General features: G+C 46.4%; 20 protein-coding genes. All 20 read right to left on the bottom strand.

The window, feature by feature from the left end; translation table 11 throughout:
- Positions 1-589, bottom strand: a 589-nt coding sequence (locus tag BQ9856_RS09365) for an oligosaccharide flippase family protein (RefSeq protein WP_159441975.1), incomplete at its 3' end; no start/stop codon positions are given.
- A complete protein-coding gene (locus tag BQ9856_RS09360; RefSeq protein ID WP_077610788.1) occupies positions 576-1730 on the bottom strand; it encodes a DUF3048 domain-containing protein in 1155 nt (384 codons plus the stop codon). The genes BQ9856_RS09365 and BQ9856_RS09360, both read right to left, overlap by 14 nt.
- Complete coding sequence (gene ybeY / locus BQ9856_RS09355) at positions 1727-2224, bottom strand: rRNA maturation RNase YbeY (protein WP_077610787.1); 498 nt, start codon at positions 2222-2224, stop codon at positions 1727-1729. The genes BQ9856_RS09360 and ybeY overlap by 4 nt, the downstream gene beginning before the upstream one ends.
- Positions 2214-3230: a PhoH family protein gene (locus BQ9856_RS09350; protein WP_077610786.1), complete on the bottom strand. Its 1017-nt coding sequence runs from the start codon at positions 3228-3230 to the stop codon at positions 2214-2216. The genes ybeY and BQ9856_RS09350 overlap by 11 nt, the downstream gene beginning before the upstream one ends.
- Positions 3217-4461 carry a sporulation protein YqfD gene (gene yqfD, locus BQ9856_RS09345; protein ID WP_077610785.1) on the bottom strand — a complete coding sequence of 415 codons (1245 nt, stop codon included), beginning with the start codon at positions 4459-4461 and terminating at the stop codon, positions 3217-3219. Before yqfD ends, BQ9856_RS09350 begins: the two co-directional genes overlap by 14 nt.
- Before the next feature lie 25 nt (positions 4462-4486).
- On the bottom strand, positions 4487-4753 hold the full coding sequence (locus BQ9856_RS09340; RefSeq protein WP_077610784.1) for a YabP/YqfC family sporulation protein: 267 nt from the start codon (positions 4751-4753) through the stop codon (positions 4487-4489).
- 130 nt (positions 4754-4883) lie between these two features.
- On the bottom strand, positions 4884-5060 hold the full coding sequence (gene rpsU, locus BQ9856_RS09335) for a 30S ribosomal protein S21 (RefSeq protein ID WP_003504099.1): 177 nt from the start codon (positions 5058-5060) through the stop codon (positions 4884-4886).
- A 141-nt stretch (positions 5061-5201) separates the two neighbouring features.
- Positions 5202-7841, bottom strand: a complete 2640-nt coding sequence (gene alaS / locus BQ9856_RS09330; RefSeq protein ID WP_077610783.1) for an alanine--tRNA ligase — start codon at positions 7839-7841, stop codon at positions 5202-5204.
- 18 nt (positions 7842-7859) lie between these two features.
- Positions 7860-8009: a hypothetical protein gene (locus BQ9856_RS24815; protein ID WP_200801282.1), complete on the bottom strand. Its 150-nt coding sequence runs from the start codon at positions 8007-8009 to the stop codon at positions 7860-7862.
- A 130-nt stretch (positions 8010-8139) separates the two neighbouring features.
- Positions 8140-9006, bottom strand: coding sequence for a lysozyme inhibitor LprI family protein (locus BQ9856_RS09325; RefSeq protein WP_077610782.1), 867 nt, complete (start codon positions 9004-9006; stop codon positions 8140-8142).
- Between the two features lie 127 nt (positions 9007-9133).
- On the bottom strand, positions 9134-9610 hold the full coding sequence (rnhA, locus tag BQ9856_RS09320; protein WP_077610781.1) for a ribonuclease HI: 477 nt from the start codon (positions 9608-9610) through the stop codon (positions 9134-9136).
- A 15-nt stretch (positions 9611-9625) separates the two neighbouring features.
- Positions 9626-11227, bottom strand: a complete 1602-nt coding sequence (locus tag BQ9856_RS09315; RefSeq protein WP_077610780.1) for an MBL fold metallo-hydrolase RNA specificity domain-containing protein — start codon at positions 11225-11227, stop codon at positions 9626-9628.
- Between the two features lie 44 nt (positions 11228-11271).
- Positions 11272-12747 (bottom strand): stage IV sporulation protein A, encoded by a 1476-nt coding sequence (gene spoIVA, locus BQ9856_RS09310; protein WP_077610779.1) that lies wholly within the window; start codon positions 12745-12747, stop codon positions 11272-11274.
- 231 nt (positions 12748-12978) lie between these two features.
- Complete coding sequence (locus BQ9856_RS09305) at positions 12979-13689, bottom strand: ABC transporter ATP-binding protein (protein ID WP_077610778.1); 711 nt, start codon at positions 13687-13689, stop codon at positions 12979-12981.
- Positions 13690-13702: 13 nt separating this feature from the next.
- Positions 13703-14461 (bottom strand): ABC transporter ATP-binding protein, encoded by a 759-nt coding sequence (locus tag BQ9856_RS09300; RefSeq protein WP_077610777.1) that lies wholly within the window; start codon positions 14459-14461, stop codon positions 13703-13705.
- A 2-nt stretch (positions 14462-14463) separates the two neighbouring features.
- Positions 14464-15555, bottom strand: coding sequence for a branched-chain amino acid ABC transporter permease (locus BQ9856_RS09295; protein WP_077610776.1), 1092 nt, complete (start codon positions 15553-15555; stop codon positions 14464-14466).
- 9 nt (positions 15556-15564) lie between these two features.
- On the bottom strand, positions 15565-16446 hold the full coding sequence (locus BQ9856_RS09290) for a branched-chain amino acid ABC transporter permease (protein WP_077613319.1): 882 nt from the start codon (positions 16444-16446) through the stop codon (positions 15565-15567).
- Positions 16447-16627: 181 nt separating this feature from the next.
- Entirely contained in the window at positions 16628-17857 is a 1230-nt protein-coding gene (locus BQ9856_RS09285) for an ABC transporter substrate-binding protein (RefSeq protein ID WP_077610775.1), read from the bottom strand.
- A gap of 136 nt (positions 17858-17993) precedes the next feature.
- Positions 17994-19004 (bottom strand): NAD(P)H-dependent glycerol-3-phosphate dehydrogenase, encoded by a 1011-nt coding sequence (locus tag BQ9856_RS09280; protein ID WP_077610774.1) that lies wholly within the window; start codon positions 19002-19004, stop codon positions 17994-17996.
- 15 nt (positions 19005-19019) lie between these two features.
- Entirely contained in the window at positions 19020-19661 is a 642-nt protein-coding gene (plsY, locus tag BQ9856_RS09275; RefSeq protein WP_077610773.1) for a glycerol-3-phosphate 1-O-acyltransferase PlsY, read from the bottom strand.

Genomic DNA, 19661 nt, shown 5'->3' with positions numbered 1-19661 from the left:
CCAGATGGGAATGAAGCCCCGCCTCAAAAAGCCTGGAAGCAGCATAAATGCTGATGACCGCATTGACGATTTGTTCAAAAATCTGGGATATGGCGGTAGGAAGCATGGTTCCGAGCCCCTGGAAATAACCGCGGAATACCCCAAGATAAGCAATCACCCAAATGGTGGGTGCCAGTGTTTTCAGTGCATAGCTGGTATAAGGCATCTTTAAAAACTGGTTTGCAAATAAATCGGCTCCAAACCAGAGTACAGCTGCGCCAATGCCGCCAACGGCTGTTCCATAAAACAGGGAAACCTTTAATACCCGGACGGAATTGCGGTATTCTTTTCTTGCCAGCCTGGTTGCTATCATCTTGGATACAGCCGTCGGCAGGCTGTAGGATGATACAATCAACAGAATGGAGTAGATGGAAAACGCGGAACTATAATAACCGTTTCCTTCATCCCCTAAAATATCCGCCAGCGGAATGCGGTAAAACATTCCGATCACACGGACGATAATGCCTGCAGCCGCAAGAATGGTACCTTGAATGAGAAAATTTGAGGCACCCTTTTTTGTTGATTTTCTGCTTGACCTAGTGTTTTCCATAAAATTCTACATTGGGAGAATCCTGTGCGGAAATAATGCAAACCCAGGTTTTCCCCTGGTTCAGGATAATCTCATTATTCTCCATGTCGTAATAATGTGTTGGGCCGAATTCCCCTTCCTTGGTCCATTTTATGGGAATGGCCCGGCCTTCCGTGACGTAACAGCCATATGAATCATCCTGCACGTTGATATTTAAATATTCTGTGGTGGCATAATGGGCTGTGGGACAGTACTGCAGGATAATATTTTTTACTTTGATCTGCCCTTCATCTCCCTTATGGGGCTCCCCATACTGGTACCGGTAATAAAGGCCGTCATCCTCATGATACTCAAACCAGGGCTTGTTGAGCACATAACCCGGATAGACTTTATAGGCATCCTTAACACCGGAAGCTCCCTTTAAGTTCACCTCATGGCCTGTCCTTGCAAAACGGTAGTGTCCGCGGTAAGAAGGATCGTAGTCCTTTGAAAAGCCCAGTTTAAGGATTGACTGCTTTAAGCGGTCCCCGCTCGTGTAAGCGTTATGAGGGGATTTCCGGTCCTTGGAACGAAAATATGCCAGATCGCCTATGGCCTCCAGCCCGTTGATATGGTCTACATTCGACAGATAAGGCTTAGCAAAGGTGCTCTGCCCGAAATGGGCATAGACCGCATCAAACTCACGGGCAAAATATGTATAATAAGTACGGCAGCTCCGGACAGAGCCTATCCGGTCCAGATCATCGTAATCCTCTATAATCGCCATATAGCGGTTCATTCCCCCTTCGACCGGTGCCTCATAGACCACTCCGGCCCGGTTGATTCCGTATTGGGGAAGCGCTGCTTTATCATTGCTCATCATAACCGCAACCGGCCTCCGGTTTCCGATGGCAGCATCCACCATTTCCCCGGTCAGGAAGCTGCGTATCTTTCCGTCTTTTTCGGTGCGCTCTTCAAAGGTATAGTAATCACCGGAATTTTCATCCGGAGCATCGTCCGCATCTGTACTGCTGTAAATCCTGATCTCTTTTGTCTCCGAAGGCTCCGTGGCTCCCGCCAGCCGTTCTATTACCGACGCTTCTTCGTATTTTTTGCCGCATCCAAATAAAAATACGGCAGACAGCATGATACCAACGAACCAAAACCATACCTTTTTTATCATCTCATGTATCCCCCCCGGCTTAAGATTTCTTCCTGCTTCTTCTCCATGATCACACGTTCCCCGTCTTCCATGTGATCATAGCCGCACAGATGGAGCATACTGTGAGCTGCCAGAAACGCCAGTTCTCTTGTTTGAGAATGCCCATATTTTTCCGCCTGTTCCTCCACCTTATCTACTGATATAACGATATCTCCAAGCAAAAGCTCCCCTGTTTCCGGATTAAAAGAATCATTTGCCATCTCTTCCAAACGGTCAAAATCCGAGGGCTTTTCATAGTTGATCATGGGGAAGGACAGAACATCCGTGGGGCTGTCAATATTCCGGTATTCCTTATTGATCTGCCGGATCGAATCATCATCCGTAAGCAGCACGTTGACCTCCGACTCATAAGGACAGTCCTCATAGACCAGAGATTCTTCCACCACGCTTGTTATAATATCCTCATATGGGATATCCAGCTTTTTTTCCGCCTCATATTCAATATTAATCGTCATTGCGCGCCTTTCTGCCACCGATGGTTTTTGTCTTCCGCTCGCCGGTCTTTTTTTTCGACTCATAATCATCGTAGGCTTGTACAATTTTCTGCACCAGAGGATGACGGACCACGTCGCTGCTCGTTAAGTAACAGAAGCTGATGTCGTCAACTCTCTTTAATACCCGTATGGCCATGTCCAGTCCGGATACGGCTCCGGAAGGCAGATCCTTCTGTGTCTGGTCACCGGTAATGATAACCTTTGACCCGAAGCCGATTCTCGTAAGGAACATCTTCATCTGGGCAGGAGTTGTATTCTGGGCTTCATCCAGAATGATATAGGCATTATCCAGAGTCCGGCCCCTCATATAGGCCAGAGGAGCCACCTCGATCAATCCCTTTTCCGCATTGTGAAGATAGCTCTCCGCTCCCATGATCTGATAGAGCGCATCGTATAAAGGTCTTAAATACGGATCAATTTTACTTTGCAGATCTCCGGGCAGGAAACCCAGTTTCTCTCCTGCCTCTATGGCCGGCCTCGTCAGGATGATCCGGTTCACTTCTCCGTTTTTAAATGCCTGGATCGCCATAGCCATGGCCAGATAAGTCTTACCGGTTCCGGCGGGCCCGATGCCGAATACGATCATCCTCTTCCGGATCTGATCCACATACTGCTTTTGGCCAAGAGTCTTTGGTTTCACCGGTTTTCCGTTAATGGTTCTGCAGATAATATCCTTATCGATTTCTAAAATCTGACTGTCGCTATTTGAAAATGACAGAGAAAGGGCATAATCCACATTTTGTTCTGTAATGGCATTTCCCCGTCTGGAAAGTTCAATCAGGTTATTGAATACGCTTTTTGCTTTCTGGACCATCTGTTCCGGTCCTATGATCTTAAGGGCGCCATCCCGTCCGATCATGGTAACATGCAGGGTTCGTTCTATCTTCTTCAAGTAGCTGTCAAACTGCCCGCATACGTTCTTTTCGTGTTCAACTGGGATATCTATGATTGTCTCAATTACGCTCATTTAAATTGTTCGTCTCCTCCGGTTCCTCTGTTCTTTGTATCTCTAGCGCTTCCGGCCTGCCCACAGGCTCCTCGGCCACGAAATCTATGGCAATTTGGCATAAAGATTCATTATCTAGTATTTTAACATGATTTTCCAGAATTTGTACCCCTTTTTCCAATAATTTTTTTTTGAAGCCTTGGTTCATCGTTTCGGCTAACTGTTTTTTCTCTTCTTCTGTATAAGGGCGTTCATAGGAAACATATTCTTTTCCCGTTATTCTCCCGATATAAACAGGCAGGTAAAAATTCTGGAATAAATGAAGCTGCTCCTCTTCCATGGTGAGTTTCCATGAAGTTCCTTCCGGCCTTGGGCGCATGAGCAGGAAGGAATACCGAAAAGCCTTTAAGTATTGTCCTTTTCTCACCTTTCCGGTTTCCACATCGATTTTCCGGTAAAGCGGCATCTGCCTTGTAAAATGATACTCGGTCCTGGCTATGATATCTGCATCGGACCGGACGTAATGGGTATTGACCAGCTCTTCGCTGTCGCCGATGATGGGTAATGTACCGCTGACCAGCACCTGTCCTTTCTCCACCTGATCCCCTACGGCTGCATTCGGCACACCGCTGCGCACAATCATGGAAGTGATCACCCCGTCTTTTTCCGCTACGATATCACAGGGAGATTCATCCTTTGCAGGTATCTCCGACAACACTTCATTTTCTTTTATCTTAACCAAAAGGCGCGTTCCCGATACCCTCGCCGATACCCAGGTGATTTCCGGAAATTCCGTACGAAGAGACTCTTCTAAGACATCGCAGTCAATCTTTGATTTTCTCATGCCATAACGAATTTCTTCTGATTCACAGTATTTGAGAAGCGTTTCGTATGTATACATCCGGTTCCCATCAAATTCAATGTCCCAAATAAAAAGAGAAAGGGAATAAAGAATTAAAAAAAAGCTTACGACCCCTGCAGCATACAGTTTTCGTCTCTTGTTCCGATATAAAAAAAAAGGAAGTCCAAACTTTTTCAAAATCCTAAGTCTGACCTTCGATTTACGGACAAGAGGCTTTATTTTACGGAAGCCCTGCACAGACATGAAAAAGCGGTAAGAATGGCCTGTATTTATGACCTTCCACAATTCTATTTCATGAACGCTGCACATATTAAAAAAACGTTCCGGCGAAAAACCGGTCATTTCTACGAAAAGATAACCGAATAAATGATGATTCAGCCATGCAAGCACTTTATTACACCTCCAGCTTCCCTTTTCATTCAAATTCCAGGGATTTAATATAACCGTTGATTTTCATCTCTTCATTGGTGTAATACTCGATCATCAGGCGGCTTCCGCCGATGGTCACCCGGCAGTTTTTTGCCTGAAGCTTGATCGAACTGTCTGTGTACAGAATAATGCTCCGGTAATTTTCTATTACAACGCTATGGCGTCCCAGAAAAGATACAAGCACCTCTCCGAGAACCACATCTTTCGGGAGTTTTAAGGCGGAAGCTGCTTTTGTTTTTGATTCCTCCAACATATCTTTTCTGCCTTTCCCTTTCTATTCCTTTATACTATATGCAATTAAGATTTGGAAAATTCTACTGCCTTAAAAAGCCGAAAAAACCCCTGGTCATGCCGGAGCAGGACCAGGGATCCATCTTTAACAATTAGTTATATTTACGTTTTCTTGCAGCTTCAGACTTTTTCTTACGTCTTACGCTTGGCTTTTCGTAATGTTCTCTCTTACGAATTTCCTGCTGGATACCTGCTTTTGCACAGTTTCTTTTGAATCTGCGTAAAGCGCTATCTAAGCTCTCGTTGTCTTTAACGATAACATTTGACATAGCTCACACCTAACCTCCCTCCAGTTGTGTACTTGTGCATAATACAACTGTTTGGGTATTTTATAGCACTGATATGATTATAGCATAATTTTGCCATACGTCAAGAAAAACTTTCATTATTTTTCTTAACTGACCGGCTCATTATTTTAATTGCTCCGCTACAACTTCCGTAACTTTCAGAAGGCATGCATCAACACCGGCCGGGTTTTTACCGCCGGCTGAAGCCATATTCGGGCGTCCGCCGCCGCCTCCTCCGACAAGGGAAGCAATTGCTTTGATCAAGTTTCCTGCGTGAGCTCCCTTCTTCTGGGCTTCGTCCGTAACGGCAGCCATCAGGTTCACTTTTCCCTCCTGGATGGAGGCAATTACGATCACACCATCCCCTAATTTATCCTTCAGCTGGTCGCCCAGATTGCGAAGTCCGTTCATATCAACATCCTTAACCTTTGCAGTAAGGACCTTGACACCATTTACTTCTTTCACCTGGTCCATTACATCGCCGAGAGAATCATTGGCCAGTTTGCTCTTTAACTTCTCATTCTCAGAATGCAGCGCTTTAATCTCCTCCAAAAGGGACTCAATCTTTGACGTTAAGGAAGAAGGAACTGTCTTAGCCGCTCTTGCCGCTTCATGAAGCTGCTTTTCCGTCTCCTGATAGTAATGCATCAGACCGTCTCCGGTTAAAGCTTCTATTCTGCGGACTCCGGCTGCAATACCTGTCTCGGACAGAATCTTGAAGGAGCCTATCACTCCGGTATTGGAGATATGAGTACCTCCGCAGAGTTCCGTGGAGAAATCCCCCATGGTTACAACACGGACGGTATTCCCGTACTTTTCACCAAACAGTGCCATAGCACCGGATTTTTTTGCTTCCTCTAAGGACATGATTTCCGTTTTTACAGGAAGAGATTCCTTTATTTTCTCATTAACAAGATTTTCCACCTGGGTAATCTCATCAGCCGTCAATGCTGAAAAATGGGTAAAGTCGAAACGCAGCCTGTCTCCGTCTACAAAGGAACCGGCCTGCTCCACATGACTGCCAAGCACCGTTCTTAAGGCTTTCTGAAGAAGGTGGGTTGCACTGTGGTTTTTCCCTGTATTCTGACGGGTATTCTCACATACCTTTAATGTGACCGTATCTCCGGTCTGCAGCATTCCCTTAACCATCTTTCCCACATGGCCGATTTTTCCTCCCTGCAGATGGATGGTATCTTCTACTTTGAATTCACCCTTATCGCTTACGATATAACCAATGTCTCCCTGCTGGCCGCCCATGGTGCCGTAAAAGACCGTCTGTTCCGTTATGATAGTTCCGTTCTCTCCGTCAGTCAGCGCCTCAACCAGATCAGTCTCTGTGGTAAGGGCAGTAATTCTGGAATCATAAGTCAGCTTATCATAGCCCACGAATTCCGTTGTAATAGCCGGATCAATGGACTGATAGACAGTCACATCCGCACCCATGTAATTGGTTGTCTTTCTGGCATTTCTTGCGGTTTCCCGCTGCTTCTGCATGGCAGCCTGAAAGCCTTCTTCATCCACACTGAAATTCTTCTCTTCCAGAATCTCGAGAGTCAGATCAAGAGGGAACCCATAGGTATCATATAATTTAAATGCATTCTCACCGGAAAGAATGGTTTCCTTCTTTTTCACCATTTCCTCTTCCAGATCATTTAAAATAGAAAGGCCCTGGTCAATGGTTTTATTGAACTTGTCTTCTTCCTGGGCCAGAACCTTTAAGATCATGGCTTTCTTTTCTTCCAGTTCCGGATACCCATCCCTTGACAGCTCAATGACGGTTTTAGAAAGCTCAGCCAGGAACTTGCCTTCAATGCCAAGAAGCCTTCCATGGCGGGCAGCCCTTCTTAAGAGTCGGCGAAGGACATAGCCACGTCCCTCATTTGACGGCATAATGCCGTCTGATATCATAAAGGTACAGGAACGGACATGGTCTGTGATCAGGCGAAGGGAAACATCTACATCGGAGTTCTTTTTATATTCCGTATGGGCCAGCTCTGCAACGCGGTTTAAAAGAGCTTTTATGGTATCCACATCAAAGATGGAATCCACATCCTGAACCACTACGGCCAGACGCTCTAATCCCATGCCGGTATCAATATTTTTCTGCTTTAATTCTTCATAGCTGCCATGGCCGTCGTTCTCGAACTGTGTGAATACGTTATTCCATACTTCCATATAGCGGTCGCATTCGCAGCCAACGGTACAGCCCGGCTTGCCGCAGCCGTACTTTTCTCCGCGGTCATAGTAAATCTCAGAACAGGGTCCGCATGGACCTGCGCCGTGCTCCCAGAAATTATCTTCCTTTCCAAAACGGAAAATACGCTCCGGAGCAATGCCGATTTCCTTATTCCAGATGCCGAAGGCCTCATCATCTTCCAGATATACGGATGGATACAGCCTGTCCGGATCCAGTCCGATCACCTCGGTCAAAAATTCCCATGACCAGTGAATGGCTTCATTCTTAAAATAATCCCCAAAGGAAAAATTCCCGAGCATCTCAAAGAAGGTACCGTGGCGTGCTGTCTTGCCTACGTTCTCAATATCTCCTGTCCGGATACACTTCTGGCAGGTGGTCACTCTTCTTTTCGGCGGAATCTCCTGGCCTGTAAAATATGGCTTAAGGGGAGCCATACCGGAATTGATCAACAACAAGCTGTTATCATTATGCGGAACCAGGGAGAAGCTTTTCATAGCCAGATGTCCCTTACTCTCAAAAAATTCAAGGAACATTCTCCTCAGTTCATTCACACCGTAGTTCTTCACGTTACTGTCCTCCGTTTGCTATTTTGTCTCTTTCGTCACTTCACCGGCTCTGCCTGCATCCTTGTGATCTCTGTATTTCTTGCCGCATACAATTCCGCCCCAGGCAACAACCAGGAAAAACAGGAACTTTATTGCGGTCCCCAGAAAACTTGCAAAAACTGCTGTCATATTTTTACCTCCCGAAAGTTCATATAATATTACTCATTTTACTATCCTATCATAAGGAATTTTATTTATCAAGATGTTACAATGGAAATTTTTTCATTCAAACTGAAAAAGTACGGCAAAAACCGTACTTTTACTGCCCTTCCCCCGAAGAGAAAACCTCCGTATACTCCGCTAACAGATCGTAAGCCCGTGCTCTTGTGGATTCAGCCAGTGAAGCGGTATACTCAAGTCCCTCAAGGCTTCCGCCGCTGTATTTTTTTGCGGCTTCTTCCGCCTTTGCATCCCTGCTTTTTATCCATGCCTGCTGAGAGAGCTCCAGTTCCTTACGGGCTTCGTCATCAAGGCTCTCTGAAACGGCGGTGTAAATCATGTTCTGCTCCCGGTTCCACAGCTTAAGTTCTTTATCCGCCAAGGCCTTCATAGAATAGGTATTGGAGTCCCCGGACTCTTCCCGCATTTTTTTAATCTGTGTATCTAAATCTGCCAAATGCTTCTGGTAATAAGCGGCCCCTTCGGTGGGATCGGCAGCATTGGAAAGCCTGTACCTGGTATCCGGACTGATGGGGGTAATGACCGGTTCGGTCACAGCGGACTCTTCGGAACTCTTTAAAGCCGTCTCGGGATCACCAGACGCCGGGGCGGAATTTGCAGCACTTTTCATCTCCGCTCCTGAATCTGCCGCCAGCGGCCTGTTTTCCGTACTGCTGGCCTCACTCTCTGTAGCGGCCGGATCTGCTTTCCCGGATTTCACCTTTCCTTCTGCTTCCGGCGCCTCCTTCGGAGCTGCAAGATCCGCAGAAAACAATTCCGGCGCCTCGCCATAGCCATTCGCTTCCTCAGGCGCATCCAGGACTTCAGCGTTTGACAGCCCGGAATTTTGGGCAGAATCCGGAACGTTTTCCTTGCTTTTAACAAAACTGGCGGTAGCAAAGGTAACCAGAATTCCGATGACCAGAATGCTCCCGATAACAATCCAAATTCCTCTGTTTTTATTCATGAACGATCATCCTAACCTGATTTAATGGAAATAACATATCACAAATAAAAAAGAAAGAAAATAGGAATTCGCATTTAGTAAGACATTGTAAGAGATATGTAAGTTTTTGGCAATTTTGTCTGCCATTTTATATCCCTTCATCTATGAGCAGATCATCTCCATCCGCTGCACTGGTTGCCAGCATATCGCACCGTTCATTCTGTGGATGGCCGGCATGTCCCTTCACCCAGTGAAAGGTTACCCGATGGGGTTCCATGGCACTTAACAGCCTTTCCCACAGATCAATGTTCTTTACAGGGCCGCTTTTGCCCCTCCTCCAGTTGTTTTTGATCCAATTGTCGATCCAGTGCTGGTTAAATGCATCCGTCACGTATTTGGAATCGGAATAAAGCTCCACCTGACAGGGCCTGGTAAGTGCCTCAAGACCTGCGATGGCCGCCATGAGCTCCATGCGGTTGTTTGTGGTCTTTTCATATCCCGCTGACATGGTTTTTTCATGGAGCTGCCCTTTGGAATCCGTAAACTGCAGAACCGCACCGTAGCCTCCCGGCCCGTCAGGGTTCCCTCTTGCAGCTCCGTCGGTAAATAATAGTACCTTAGTCACTTTCTGCTGTTCTCCTTATCTATCCCATTTATCACATAAAGAATTAATCTGATCCGCAAACTTGGCAAGATCTTTATTGGCGCCGCCCTGGTTATGGCGGATAACCTGCAGGAGCCTTTCGCCTGCAGCAAAAAGCCTTCCATAAACGCCCGCAGGCTTTTTGGGGCTTTCCGGTATTTTGGTGATCACAATCCCTTCTGCTTCATTCAGCCACCTTCCAAGAGAAAGGTCATAGACGGAGCCGGAATAGGGGGCTTTTACTTTATATCCATATTCGTCCTCCAGAAGCTGCTCAAAGGATTTGCAGACCTGATCATCTCCGTGAACCAGAAACACCTGCCGGGGCTTTTTTTCAAATGCGTTCAACCAGGTAATCAGTCCTTCCATATCCGCGTGGGAACTCATCCCGTCCATCTGTTCAATATGGGCTTCCACCTGAATGGTTTCGCCAAACAGCCTTACCTCACCCAAGCCCTCGATCAGGCTTCTTCCCAGCGTCCCTATGGACTGGTAGCCCGTAAAAACAACGGTGCATTCCGGCCGCCATAAATTATGTTTTAAGTGATGCCGGATACGGCCTGCATCGCACATGCCGGCCGCTGAGATAATTACTTTCGGTTTTGAATTAAAATTGATGTTTTTGGATTCTTCGCTGGTTACTGACAGCTTCAGGCCGGGAAATGAAATGGGGTTAACGCCCTGCATTACCAGTTTCCTGGTTTCTTCATCGTAACAGTCTGCCAGATTATCTTTAAATACATGAGTTGCCTCAACTGCCAGAGGGCTGTCGACATAAACTTCAAACCCTTCGTGTCCGTTAATCCGTTTTTCTGCCTTAATACGCCGGAACATGTAGAGAAGCTCCTGGGTCCTGCCCACTGCAAAAGCCGGTATCACCACATTACCGCCTCTGTCCAGCGTTCTCTGGACCATATCGGCAAGTACTGAAACATGGTCCGGAATCATGCCATGCAGGCGGTCTCCATAGGTGCACTCCATAACCACATAATCCGCATCTTTTATGTATTGCGGATCCCGGATCAACGGTTTATTCTTATTACCGATATCACCGGAAAAGACGATTTTTTTCGAGCTTCCTCCTTCTGTGATCCAAACCTCAATAGAGGCGGAACCGAGAAGGTGCCCTACATCTACGAAACGGATCGTAAAGCCATCTTCCAGTTCCACCTTTTCCTCATAATTACAGGAATGAAAAAGCTCTAATACGCCCATGGCATCATTGATTCCATACAGGGGTTCTTCTTCCGGCATACCGGCACGTCTGGCCTTCCGGTTCTTCCATTCCGTTTCAGATTCCTGAATGTGGGCGCTGTCCTTCAGCATAATGCCGCAAAGGTCAGCGGTCGCTTCGGTTGAAATTACCTGTCCCCGGAAGCCTCTTGCATAGATAAAAGGAAGCATCCCTGCATGGTCGATATGTGCATGGGTCAGAAGAACATAATCAATTTCCGCAAAGCTGACCGGCAAATCCACATTTTCAAATTTATCGATCCCCTGCTCCATACCGCAGTCCACAAGGACTTTAAAGCCGGCAGCTTCCAGATAATGACAGCTTCCGGTAACCTCGTGGGCTGCGCCAATGAACATCAATTTCATAAAAGCCCTCCTTTTGTACCTGTTTTGTCTATTATACCATTCATTTAGATAATAATGCAAATCATACCGCCATTACTATCGTTAATAATTTTTTGGAGGGTGTCCTGAAGCTTCATTTGACAATCTTCCGTAAGCTGGGAGACCTTGGTCTGAATGCCGTCTTCCACAATCTGTTCAATGGATTTTCCAAAAATATTGGTATTCCATATGCCTTCTTCGCTGTCTCTTGCGTTTTCCTTGATATAGGCGATCAGATCTTCCGCCTGCTGCTCGCTTCCAACGATCGGGGCGATTTCAGTCTGGATATGAGCCTTGATCAAATTAATGGAAGGAGCTTCCGCCCGCATCTTTACGCCGTATTTATTTCCGTGCTTAATGACCTCCGGTTCGTCTAGCATAATTTCGGAACGCTCCGGTGTCACGACGCCATAGCCTTTCAAACGGACCTGGGTCATAGCCTGGTTGACCTTTTCGTATTCTGCCCGCATTTTTGCCAGTTCGCTTAAAGTCTGCATTAACTGGTACTCCCCTTCAATCGGAAGGCCAACGTAATCGCTTAAAATCTGATAATAATAGCTGTCATCCACATCCATGGCAACGGCGACGCTGCCGTCCGCCATATTCATGTTCTGGACTTTAACGGAGCGGACGCTTTCTGTTGCCCCGTCAAACAGATCTGCGGTTATGTCCTTCATGTGGGAGACCTTTTTCACCATTTCCTTTGCAGCCTGGATTACCTGGGCCTTCAGCCAGTGGGTGGCAGGAAGGATCTCAAGCCACTTTGGAATGTAGAAATCCATTTCCGTCACAGGGAATTCCTTTAATACCCGTTCCAGGATATTGTTGACATCATCCTTTTTTAACTGCTCACAGTTAATGGGCATGACCGTAACCCCGTATTTATCACTCATATCCTTAGAAAGGGCACTTACCTCGTCGGAATATGGTTTTGCAGAATTTAACAGGATAATAAACGGTTTCCCCAGATTCTTCAGTTCCTGTACCGTTCGCTCTTCTGCAGCTATGTAATTCGGACGTTTCAGCTCCCCAATGGAACCGTCCGTGGTAATGACCACACCGATGGTGGAATGGTCGTTAATGACCTTTCTGGTCCCGATTTCTGCTGCTTTGGTAAAAGGAATCTCGTAATCGAACCAGGGCGTTTTCACCAGCCGTTCCTCATCGTTTTCAATATGGCCGGCTGCACCTTCCACCATAAAGCCTACACAGTCAATCAAACGGACCTTCGCCTCAATTTCGTCTCCAAGTCGGATGATTGCGGCTTCCTTTGGGATGAATTTCGGCTCTGTAGTCATGATGGTTTTTCCTGCCGCACTCTGGGGCAGTTCGTCCCTTGTCTGAGTTTTCTGGTGTTCATCCTCCATGCCCGGCAAAACCATTAATTCCATAAAACGCTTGATAAAAGTCGATTTTCCTGTTCTTACCGGTCCCACCACTCCGATGTAGATCTCTCCGTTGGTTCGGGCTTTGATATCATTGTATACGTTATAATTGTCCATAAAGATTCCCCCTTCTGTGCTGTTACACTATATGCAGGGGAGAAAAGATTATTCCCTTTTCTTTTCTATGCTGTTTCTTATGGATTTCCCGTAAAAAAACAGCCGGCAACCGGCTCCAGAGGTATATTCTCATCAACGGAGCAAGAATCCCCGCAATCTCCTGTATACGCCTGCTTAAATACCGGAGATTGCGGGGATTCCTATTCCAACACCTATAAAAAATCCGTATTGTTATTCACTTAAATATGCCTTCTTTACGGAGTCATTATTCATCAGTTCACGGGCATCACCGCTTAAAACAATGGCCCCGGTTTCAAGAACATAAGCACGGTTGGCAATGGACAGCGCTTTTTTCGCATTCTGTTCAACCAGTAAAACCGTGGTTCCTGACTTATTGATCTCCTGAATGATATCAAAGATCTCATTTACGTAAATGGGAGAAAGTCCCATGGATGGCTCATCCAGTACGATCACCTTGGGATGGCTCATAAGCGCCCGCCCCATGGCTAACATCTGCTGTTCCCCACCGCTTAAGGTTCCGGCAGGCTGATTCTTCCTCTCCAAAAGCCTGGGGAAGCGTTTGTAGATCATCTGCAGGGTTTCTTCTATCTCATTTTTATCCCGTCTTGTGTAAGCGCCAAGCTTTAAATTCTCATAAACGCTTAAGGCTGCAAAAACACGCCGTCCTTCCGGTACATGGGCCATTCCCATGCCTACAACTTTATCGCCCCGTATCTTCGTGATATCATGGCCGTCAAACTGTATGCTGCCGGAGGCTGCCTTCAAAAGACCGGTTATGGTATGAAGGGTCGTGGTCTTTCCGGCACCGTTGGCGCCGATTAAGGCAACGATCTCTCCTTCCTTCACTTCAAAGGAAATATCCTTAAGCGCCTTGATAACGCCATAATATACTTCCAGATTTTTCACTTCAAGTATTGCCATGTCTTAAGCCTCCTTATTCTCCCAGATATGCCTTGATGACTTCCGGATCATTCAGCACATCCGCCGTTTTTCCCTGGGTAAGCACCTGACCGAAATTCAATACGGTCAGCCGTTCACAGATGCCGGAGACAAGCTTCATATCGTGCTCAATTAACAGAATGGTCATATCAAAATTATCCCGTACAAAGCGTATGGTATCCATAAGCTCCGTGGTTTCATTGGGATTCATACCTGCCGCCGGCTCATCAAGGAGCAAAAGCTTGGGTCCTGTGGCAAGGGCACGGGCAATCTCCAGTTTTCTCTGTTTTCCATAAGGCAGATTGGATGCAAGCGTATTCTTTTCCTTATCCAGGTCAAACACTTTTAAAAGCTCTGCGGCTTTTTCATTCATCTCCTTTTCCACTTTAAAGAACTTTGGAAGGCGGAGAATTCCGGTCACAGTCGAATAGGGATAGCCATTATGGAGTCCGGTCTTTACATTATCAAGTACAGTCAGCTCCTTAAACAAACGGATATTCTGAAAGGTTCTTGCAATTCCTGCCCTGTTGATATCCACTGTTTTTTTGCCTGTTATATTTACTCCATCCAAAAAAATGGTACCTGCATTTGGTTTGTATACACCGGTTAAAAGGTTAAAAATCGTGGTTTTACCGGCTCCGTTTGGCCCGATGAGACCATAAAGCTGCCCTTTTTCAATGGTAATGCTGAAATTATCCACGGCGCGTAAACCGCCAAATGAAATACCAAGATTTTTGATTTCCAGTAATGCCATGGTTATGAAACCCCCTTCTCTTCCTTGTTCTTATGGAAATACCGTTTCAGAGAATGGCGTTTCCTGAAATCTATTAATTTAGGGCTCCAGTTAAAAATCATCATAACGATCAGAATGATGGCGTAAATCAGCATACGGTAGGTATTTAAGCTTCTTAAAAGCTCCGGAAGCAAAGTTAAAATAACCGCTGCTATCATAGAACCGCGGATGTTTCCGATACCCCCAAGAACCACAAATACAAGAATCATGATGGACTGGTTATATCCAAAGTTCTTCTGGGTCGCTGTAAGGGAAGAAAGGTTATGGGAGTACAATACTCCGGCAACGCCTGCTAAGGAAGCGGAAATGGTAAAAGCCATCAGCTTGTATTTTGTAATGTTGATCCCAATGGATTCCGCTGCGATACGGTTGTCACGGACAGACATGATGGCACGCCCGGACCTGGAGTTGATTAAATTCAGCACGATAAACAGAGTAATCAAAATCAGGACCACACCTATCATAAAGGTGGAGTTCTTCGGAGTCCCCGTAATACCCTGAGCTCCGTTTAAAATGACTTTTCCCTCCTTTTCCATATTAAGGGCCATAGCATTTTTCATGGAAAAGTGAAGTCCGCCGGAGTCCTTCCCAACGTAAATAACGTTTACCACGTTTTTGATGATTTCACCAAAAGCCAGGGTTACAATGGCCAGATAATCCCCACGAAGCCTTAAAACCGGAATTCCAACAACAATACCGGCTAATGCTGCCGAAGCCGCACCGATTAAAATGGCGAAAAAGAACCGGATTCCTGCGCTCGGAACCGCCTCCAGCATGCATATGGAAAACAGGGAGCTGGAAAATGCGCCAACGCACATGAATCCTGCATGGCCCAGGCTCAATTCCCCAAGAATTCCTACGGTTAAATTTAAGGATACTGCCATGATGGTATAAATACAAAGCGGGACCAGAAGGCCCTTCATCAGGCTGCTTACCTGCCCTGTATTTACCAGCAGCTGTACTATAATAAAGGCAGCAGCTACGATACCATAGGTTATCATGTTGCTTCTTAATGTCTTATTCAGACGGAATTTTGTCTTCATATTATTTCCCATGTCGTCCACCTATACTTTCTCGTTAATCTTCTTGCCTAAAATTCCGGTAGGCTTTACAAGAAGAACAACAATGAGGACTGCAAATACAATGGCATCAGAGAGCTGGGATGAAATATAAGCCTTGCTGAGATTTTCAATCACGCCCAGTAAAAGTCCGCCGATAAACGCTCCCGGAATGGAGCCGATCCCGCCAAATACAGCAGCTACGAATGCCTTGATACCTGGCATGGAACCGGTATAGGGGGTAAGAGTCGGATACGCGGAACAAAGAAGCGCGCCGGCAATAGCAGCCAGAGCGGATCCGATGGCAAAAGTAAGTGCAATGGTGCCATCCACATTGATTCCCATTAACTGGGCAGCTCCCTTATCTTCCGATACGGCAAGCATAGCCTGTCCTGCTCTTGTCTTTCTGATAAACGCAGTCAGGCCGATCATAATGATGACACAGCTGATAATTGTAACAATGGTCTCACCGGAAATTGTGAGTTTTCCTTCTGCCAGCTTAAGAGCCGGTACTGTTACAACAGAAGTAAAGGATTTCGGATTGGAACCAAAAACAAGCAGTGCGATGTTTTGAAGCAGGTAGCTCACACCGATTGCCGTAATCAGAACTGCAAGAGGGCTTGCCATGCGCAAAGGGCGGTAAGCGACGCCCTCAATGACCACGCCTAATACAGTACATAAGATAACCGCAAGGAGTATGCCAGCGACCGGTCCTAAGCCCATTGTGCTGACTACTGTGAACACCACGTATCCTCCAATCATGATCACATCGCCATGAGCAAAGTTAAGCATCTTGGCAATGCCATATACCATGGTATATCCCAAAGCAATGATTGCATAAACACTGCCCAGGCTTAAACCATTAATAAAATAGGATATGAAACTCATCATACCAACGCACCTCATTCGTTTTTTTTAAGGAAGTTCGGTTCGCACCCGCTCACCGAACGGCTGATCCGCTAAAATAAAGCTTCTCCTGCCTTTATGAAGCTGATTATACCAAAGAAGAGGGTCGTCCCTTGGACGACCCTCCGTTGGGCCATATACCAAATGAATTATAATTCAGTAATTACATAGCTGTGTAAACACCGTTTACAATCTTAACAGCCTTAGGAGCCTTGTCCGGCTCTCCGTCTGCTGACCATTTCATGTTTTCACCGGTTAAACCGTTCAAGGTGATCTCTGTCATAGAAGTCTTCAAAGCATCACAAATGGCTGAAGCATCCATATCCGGTGTGATGCCGGCCTTTTCAGCAGCTGCCTTGATGGCATAAACTGCATCGTAAGCATCAGCAGCAAACTGGTTTGGTGTCTCACCGTATTTCTCCTTGAATGCGGCAACAAATTTCTGTGTCAGTTCATCCTGAGCATCTGCAGCGAACGGGGTCAGAAGCATTACATTTTCAGCTAAGGAGGTATCGAAATTTTCCACAGTCAGAAGTCCATCCAAACCATCGCAGCCAAAGAACTGAGGCTCATATCCCATCTGCTTTGCCTGTGCAAGGATCAGAGCTGCCTGAGAATAGTAGATTGGAAGGAACACAAGCTCAGCAGCTGAATCCTGTGCCTTCTGAAGCTGTACAGAGAAGTTTGTGTTATTATCAGCGGTAAATGCTTCATCGGAAACCACTTCAATTCCCTGATTTGCTGCTTCAGAGATGAACTTATCGTGAATACCGGATGAATAAACATCAGAGCTGTCATAAATAATGGCAACTTTGGTAGCCAGTTTGTTCTCACCGATGTACTGTGCGGAAGCTGCTCCCTGATTCGGATCGGAGAAGCATACGCGGAACTGGTTATCAAACTTTGCGCAGTCCACTGCAGAACCGGATGGAGTGAGCTGGAACATATTGTCGTTACTGGACTCAGCACCAACTGCGATACATGGAGCGGAAGTAACCGTACCAACTAACATCTGCATACCCCAGTCCTTTAAGGTGTTGTACGCATTTACTGCTTTTTCCGTATCATTTTCATCATCCTGGAAATTATATTCGATCTGCGCTCCGCCGATGCCGCCGTTTGCGTTGATCTCGTTAATTGCCAGTTCAGCACCGCGCATAACAGCCTGTCCATAAATGGCTGTGCTGCCGGTAATCGGTCCGATGCCGCCGATCTTAAAGGAGCCTTCTCCGGAAGCCTTTGCTGCTTCTGTAGTATCTCCTGATGCTGCTTTGCTCTCAGCACCGGCTGCCGTGGTGGGCTCCGAAGTCTTGCTTCCGCCGCAGGCAGTTAAAGATGCTGCCAAAGCGATTGCCATGCCAAGGCTCAGTAACTTCTTCATAGATTTTTTCATAATCCGTTCCTCCTCATGAAACATTTTCATATACACAATCGAACTTCATTGATGCATACATAGTCTTTATAATAAAATGGCTTTTAAAAAATGTCAACTGATTTTGTTTCAATAATAAAAAAATCAATCCAATTCTTTACTTATCCCATGGCAGATCGGAACTTTCAATGGTCTTATCCCGCAGCATTAAGTCCTTTACCGCTTCGGATGCGGGTTTGGACTTAAATAAAACTGCATTCACCTGTTCTACGATCGGCATGGAGACCCCATACTTTTCCGCCAGTGCAAGTGCGGCCTTGGCGGAATAAACACCTTCCACCACCATTCTGACTTCCTTTGTAGCTTCCTCCATGGTTTTTCCCTGGCCAATTAAAATTCCTGCTCTGCGGTTCCGGCTGTGTATACTGGCACAGGTCACGATCAGATCCCCGATTCCCGACAGCCCGCAGAAGGTCTGGAATTTCCCGCCCATAGCGGTACCCAATCTGGATATTTCAGCAATCCCTCTTGTAATCAGGGCTGCCTTTGTGTTATCTCCGTAACCCAATCCATCTGCGATTCCGGCAGCAAGGGCAATGACATTCTTTAAGGAACCTCCCAGTTCGATCCCCTGGATATCCGGGCTTGTATAGACCCGGAAAATCTCATGCATAAAGATTCCCTGGATGTATTCGGCTGTCTTTCTGGTACGGGCACCTGCAACGCAGGTAGTAGGAAGCCCTTTGCTTACTTCTTCCGCATGGCTGGGTCCGGATAATACTGCCACATCTGCCATTGGAAGCTCCTCTTCCAATATTTCGGAAAGGGTCATCAGAGTCGACTCTTCAATTCCCTTGGCCACATTGACGACCACCTGACCATAACGGCAGAAGGGACTCATCTTTTTTGCGGTTGAACGCACATATACGGAAGGGACTGCAGTCACCAGAAGGTCCCGTCCTGTCATGGCTTCCTCAAGATCTTCCGTAAAGACCATTTCCTCCGGAAGCACCAGATCCGGAAGAGTTTGATGCCTGTGGGTCGTTCTCATCTCCGAGATCTCTTCCGGAAGAGCCGACCAGACTATCACCTCATGTCCATTATTATATAGAAGAGAGGCCAAAGCAATACCCCAGCTTCCTGATCCGACTATTCCAATTTTTGCCATTTGCTTCACCTCAATTTATTTTTTTCCTGAATGAATGGAAATTTTATTCTCTCTGCCGCGGACAAGCCTTCCAATATTTGCACGGTGCCGCCAGAATGCCTGACCGCTTATGAGCGCTGCCATTATGTAAAATTCCGGCAGCAGGCTCCGGTCCAGACCGTATGTCCCCAATCTTCCAAACAGGAACAGCCAGACAAAGAAAATTACTGCAACCACCAAAGATCCCAAAGACACATATCTTGTAATGGCCACGATCAATACAAATGCAATCAGGCACAAAAGGGTCATTCTTAAATCCGCAGCCACGATTAACCCGGCAGTGGCCGCAATGCCCTTACCGCCTTTAAAATTAAGGTAGAAAGGGTAATTGTGGCCCAAGATAACACCAAATCCCGTATACAAAACCAGAAGATAAACGTACTCCGGCTGCTCCCGGAACAAAATCCGGACGATCAGGCATGGCAGGAGTGACTTTAAAAAATCACCCAAAAAAACAATTGCTCCGGCCTTCGCCCCCATCACCCTTAAGGCGTTGGTCGTGCCGGAATTGCCGCTTCCGTGATTGCGGATATCGATTTTATGCGCCTTCCCATAAATATAACCGGACTGTATCAGTCCACACAAATAACCGGCTAACAGACAGATAATCCTCTCCAT

This window comes from Clostridium sp. Marseille-P2415, assembly GCF_900155545.1.
GTDB lineage: Bacteria > Bacillota > Clostridia > Lachnospirales > Lachnospiraceae > Lacrimispora.
This window is presented reverse-complemented; position numbering and strand designations above follow the sequence as displayed.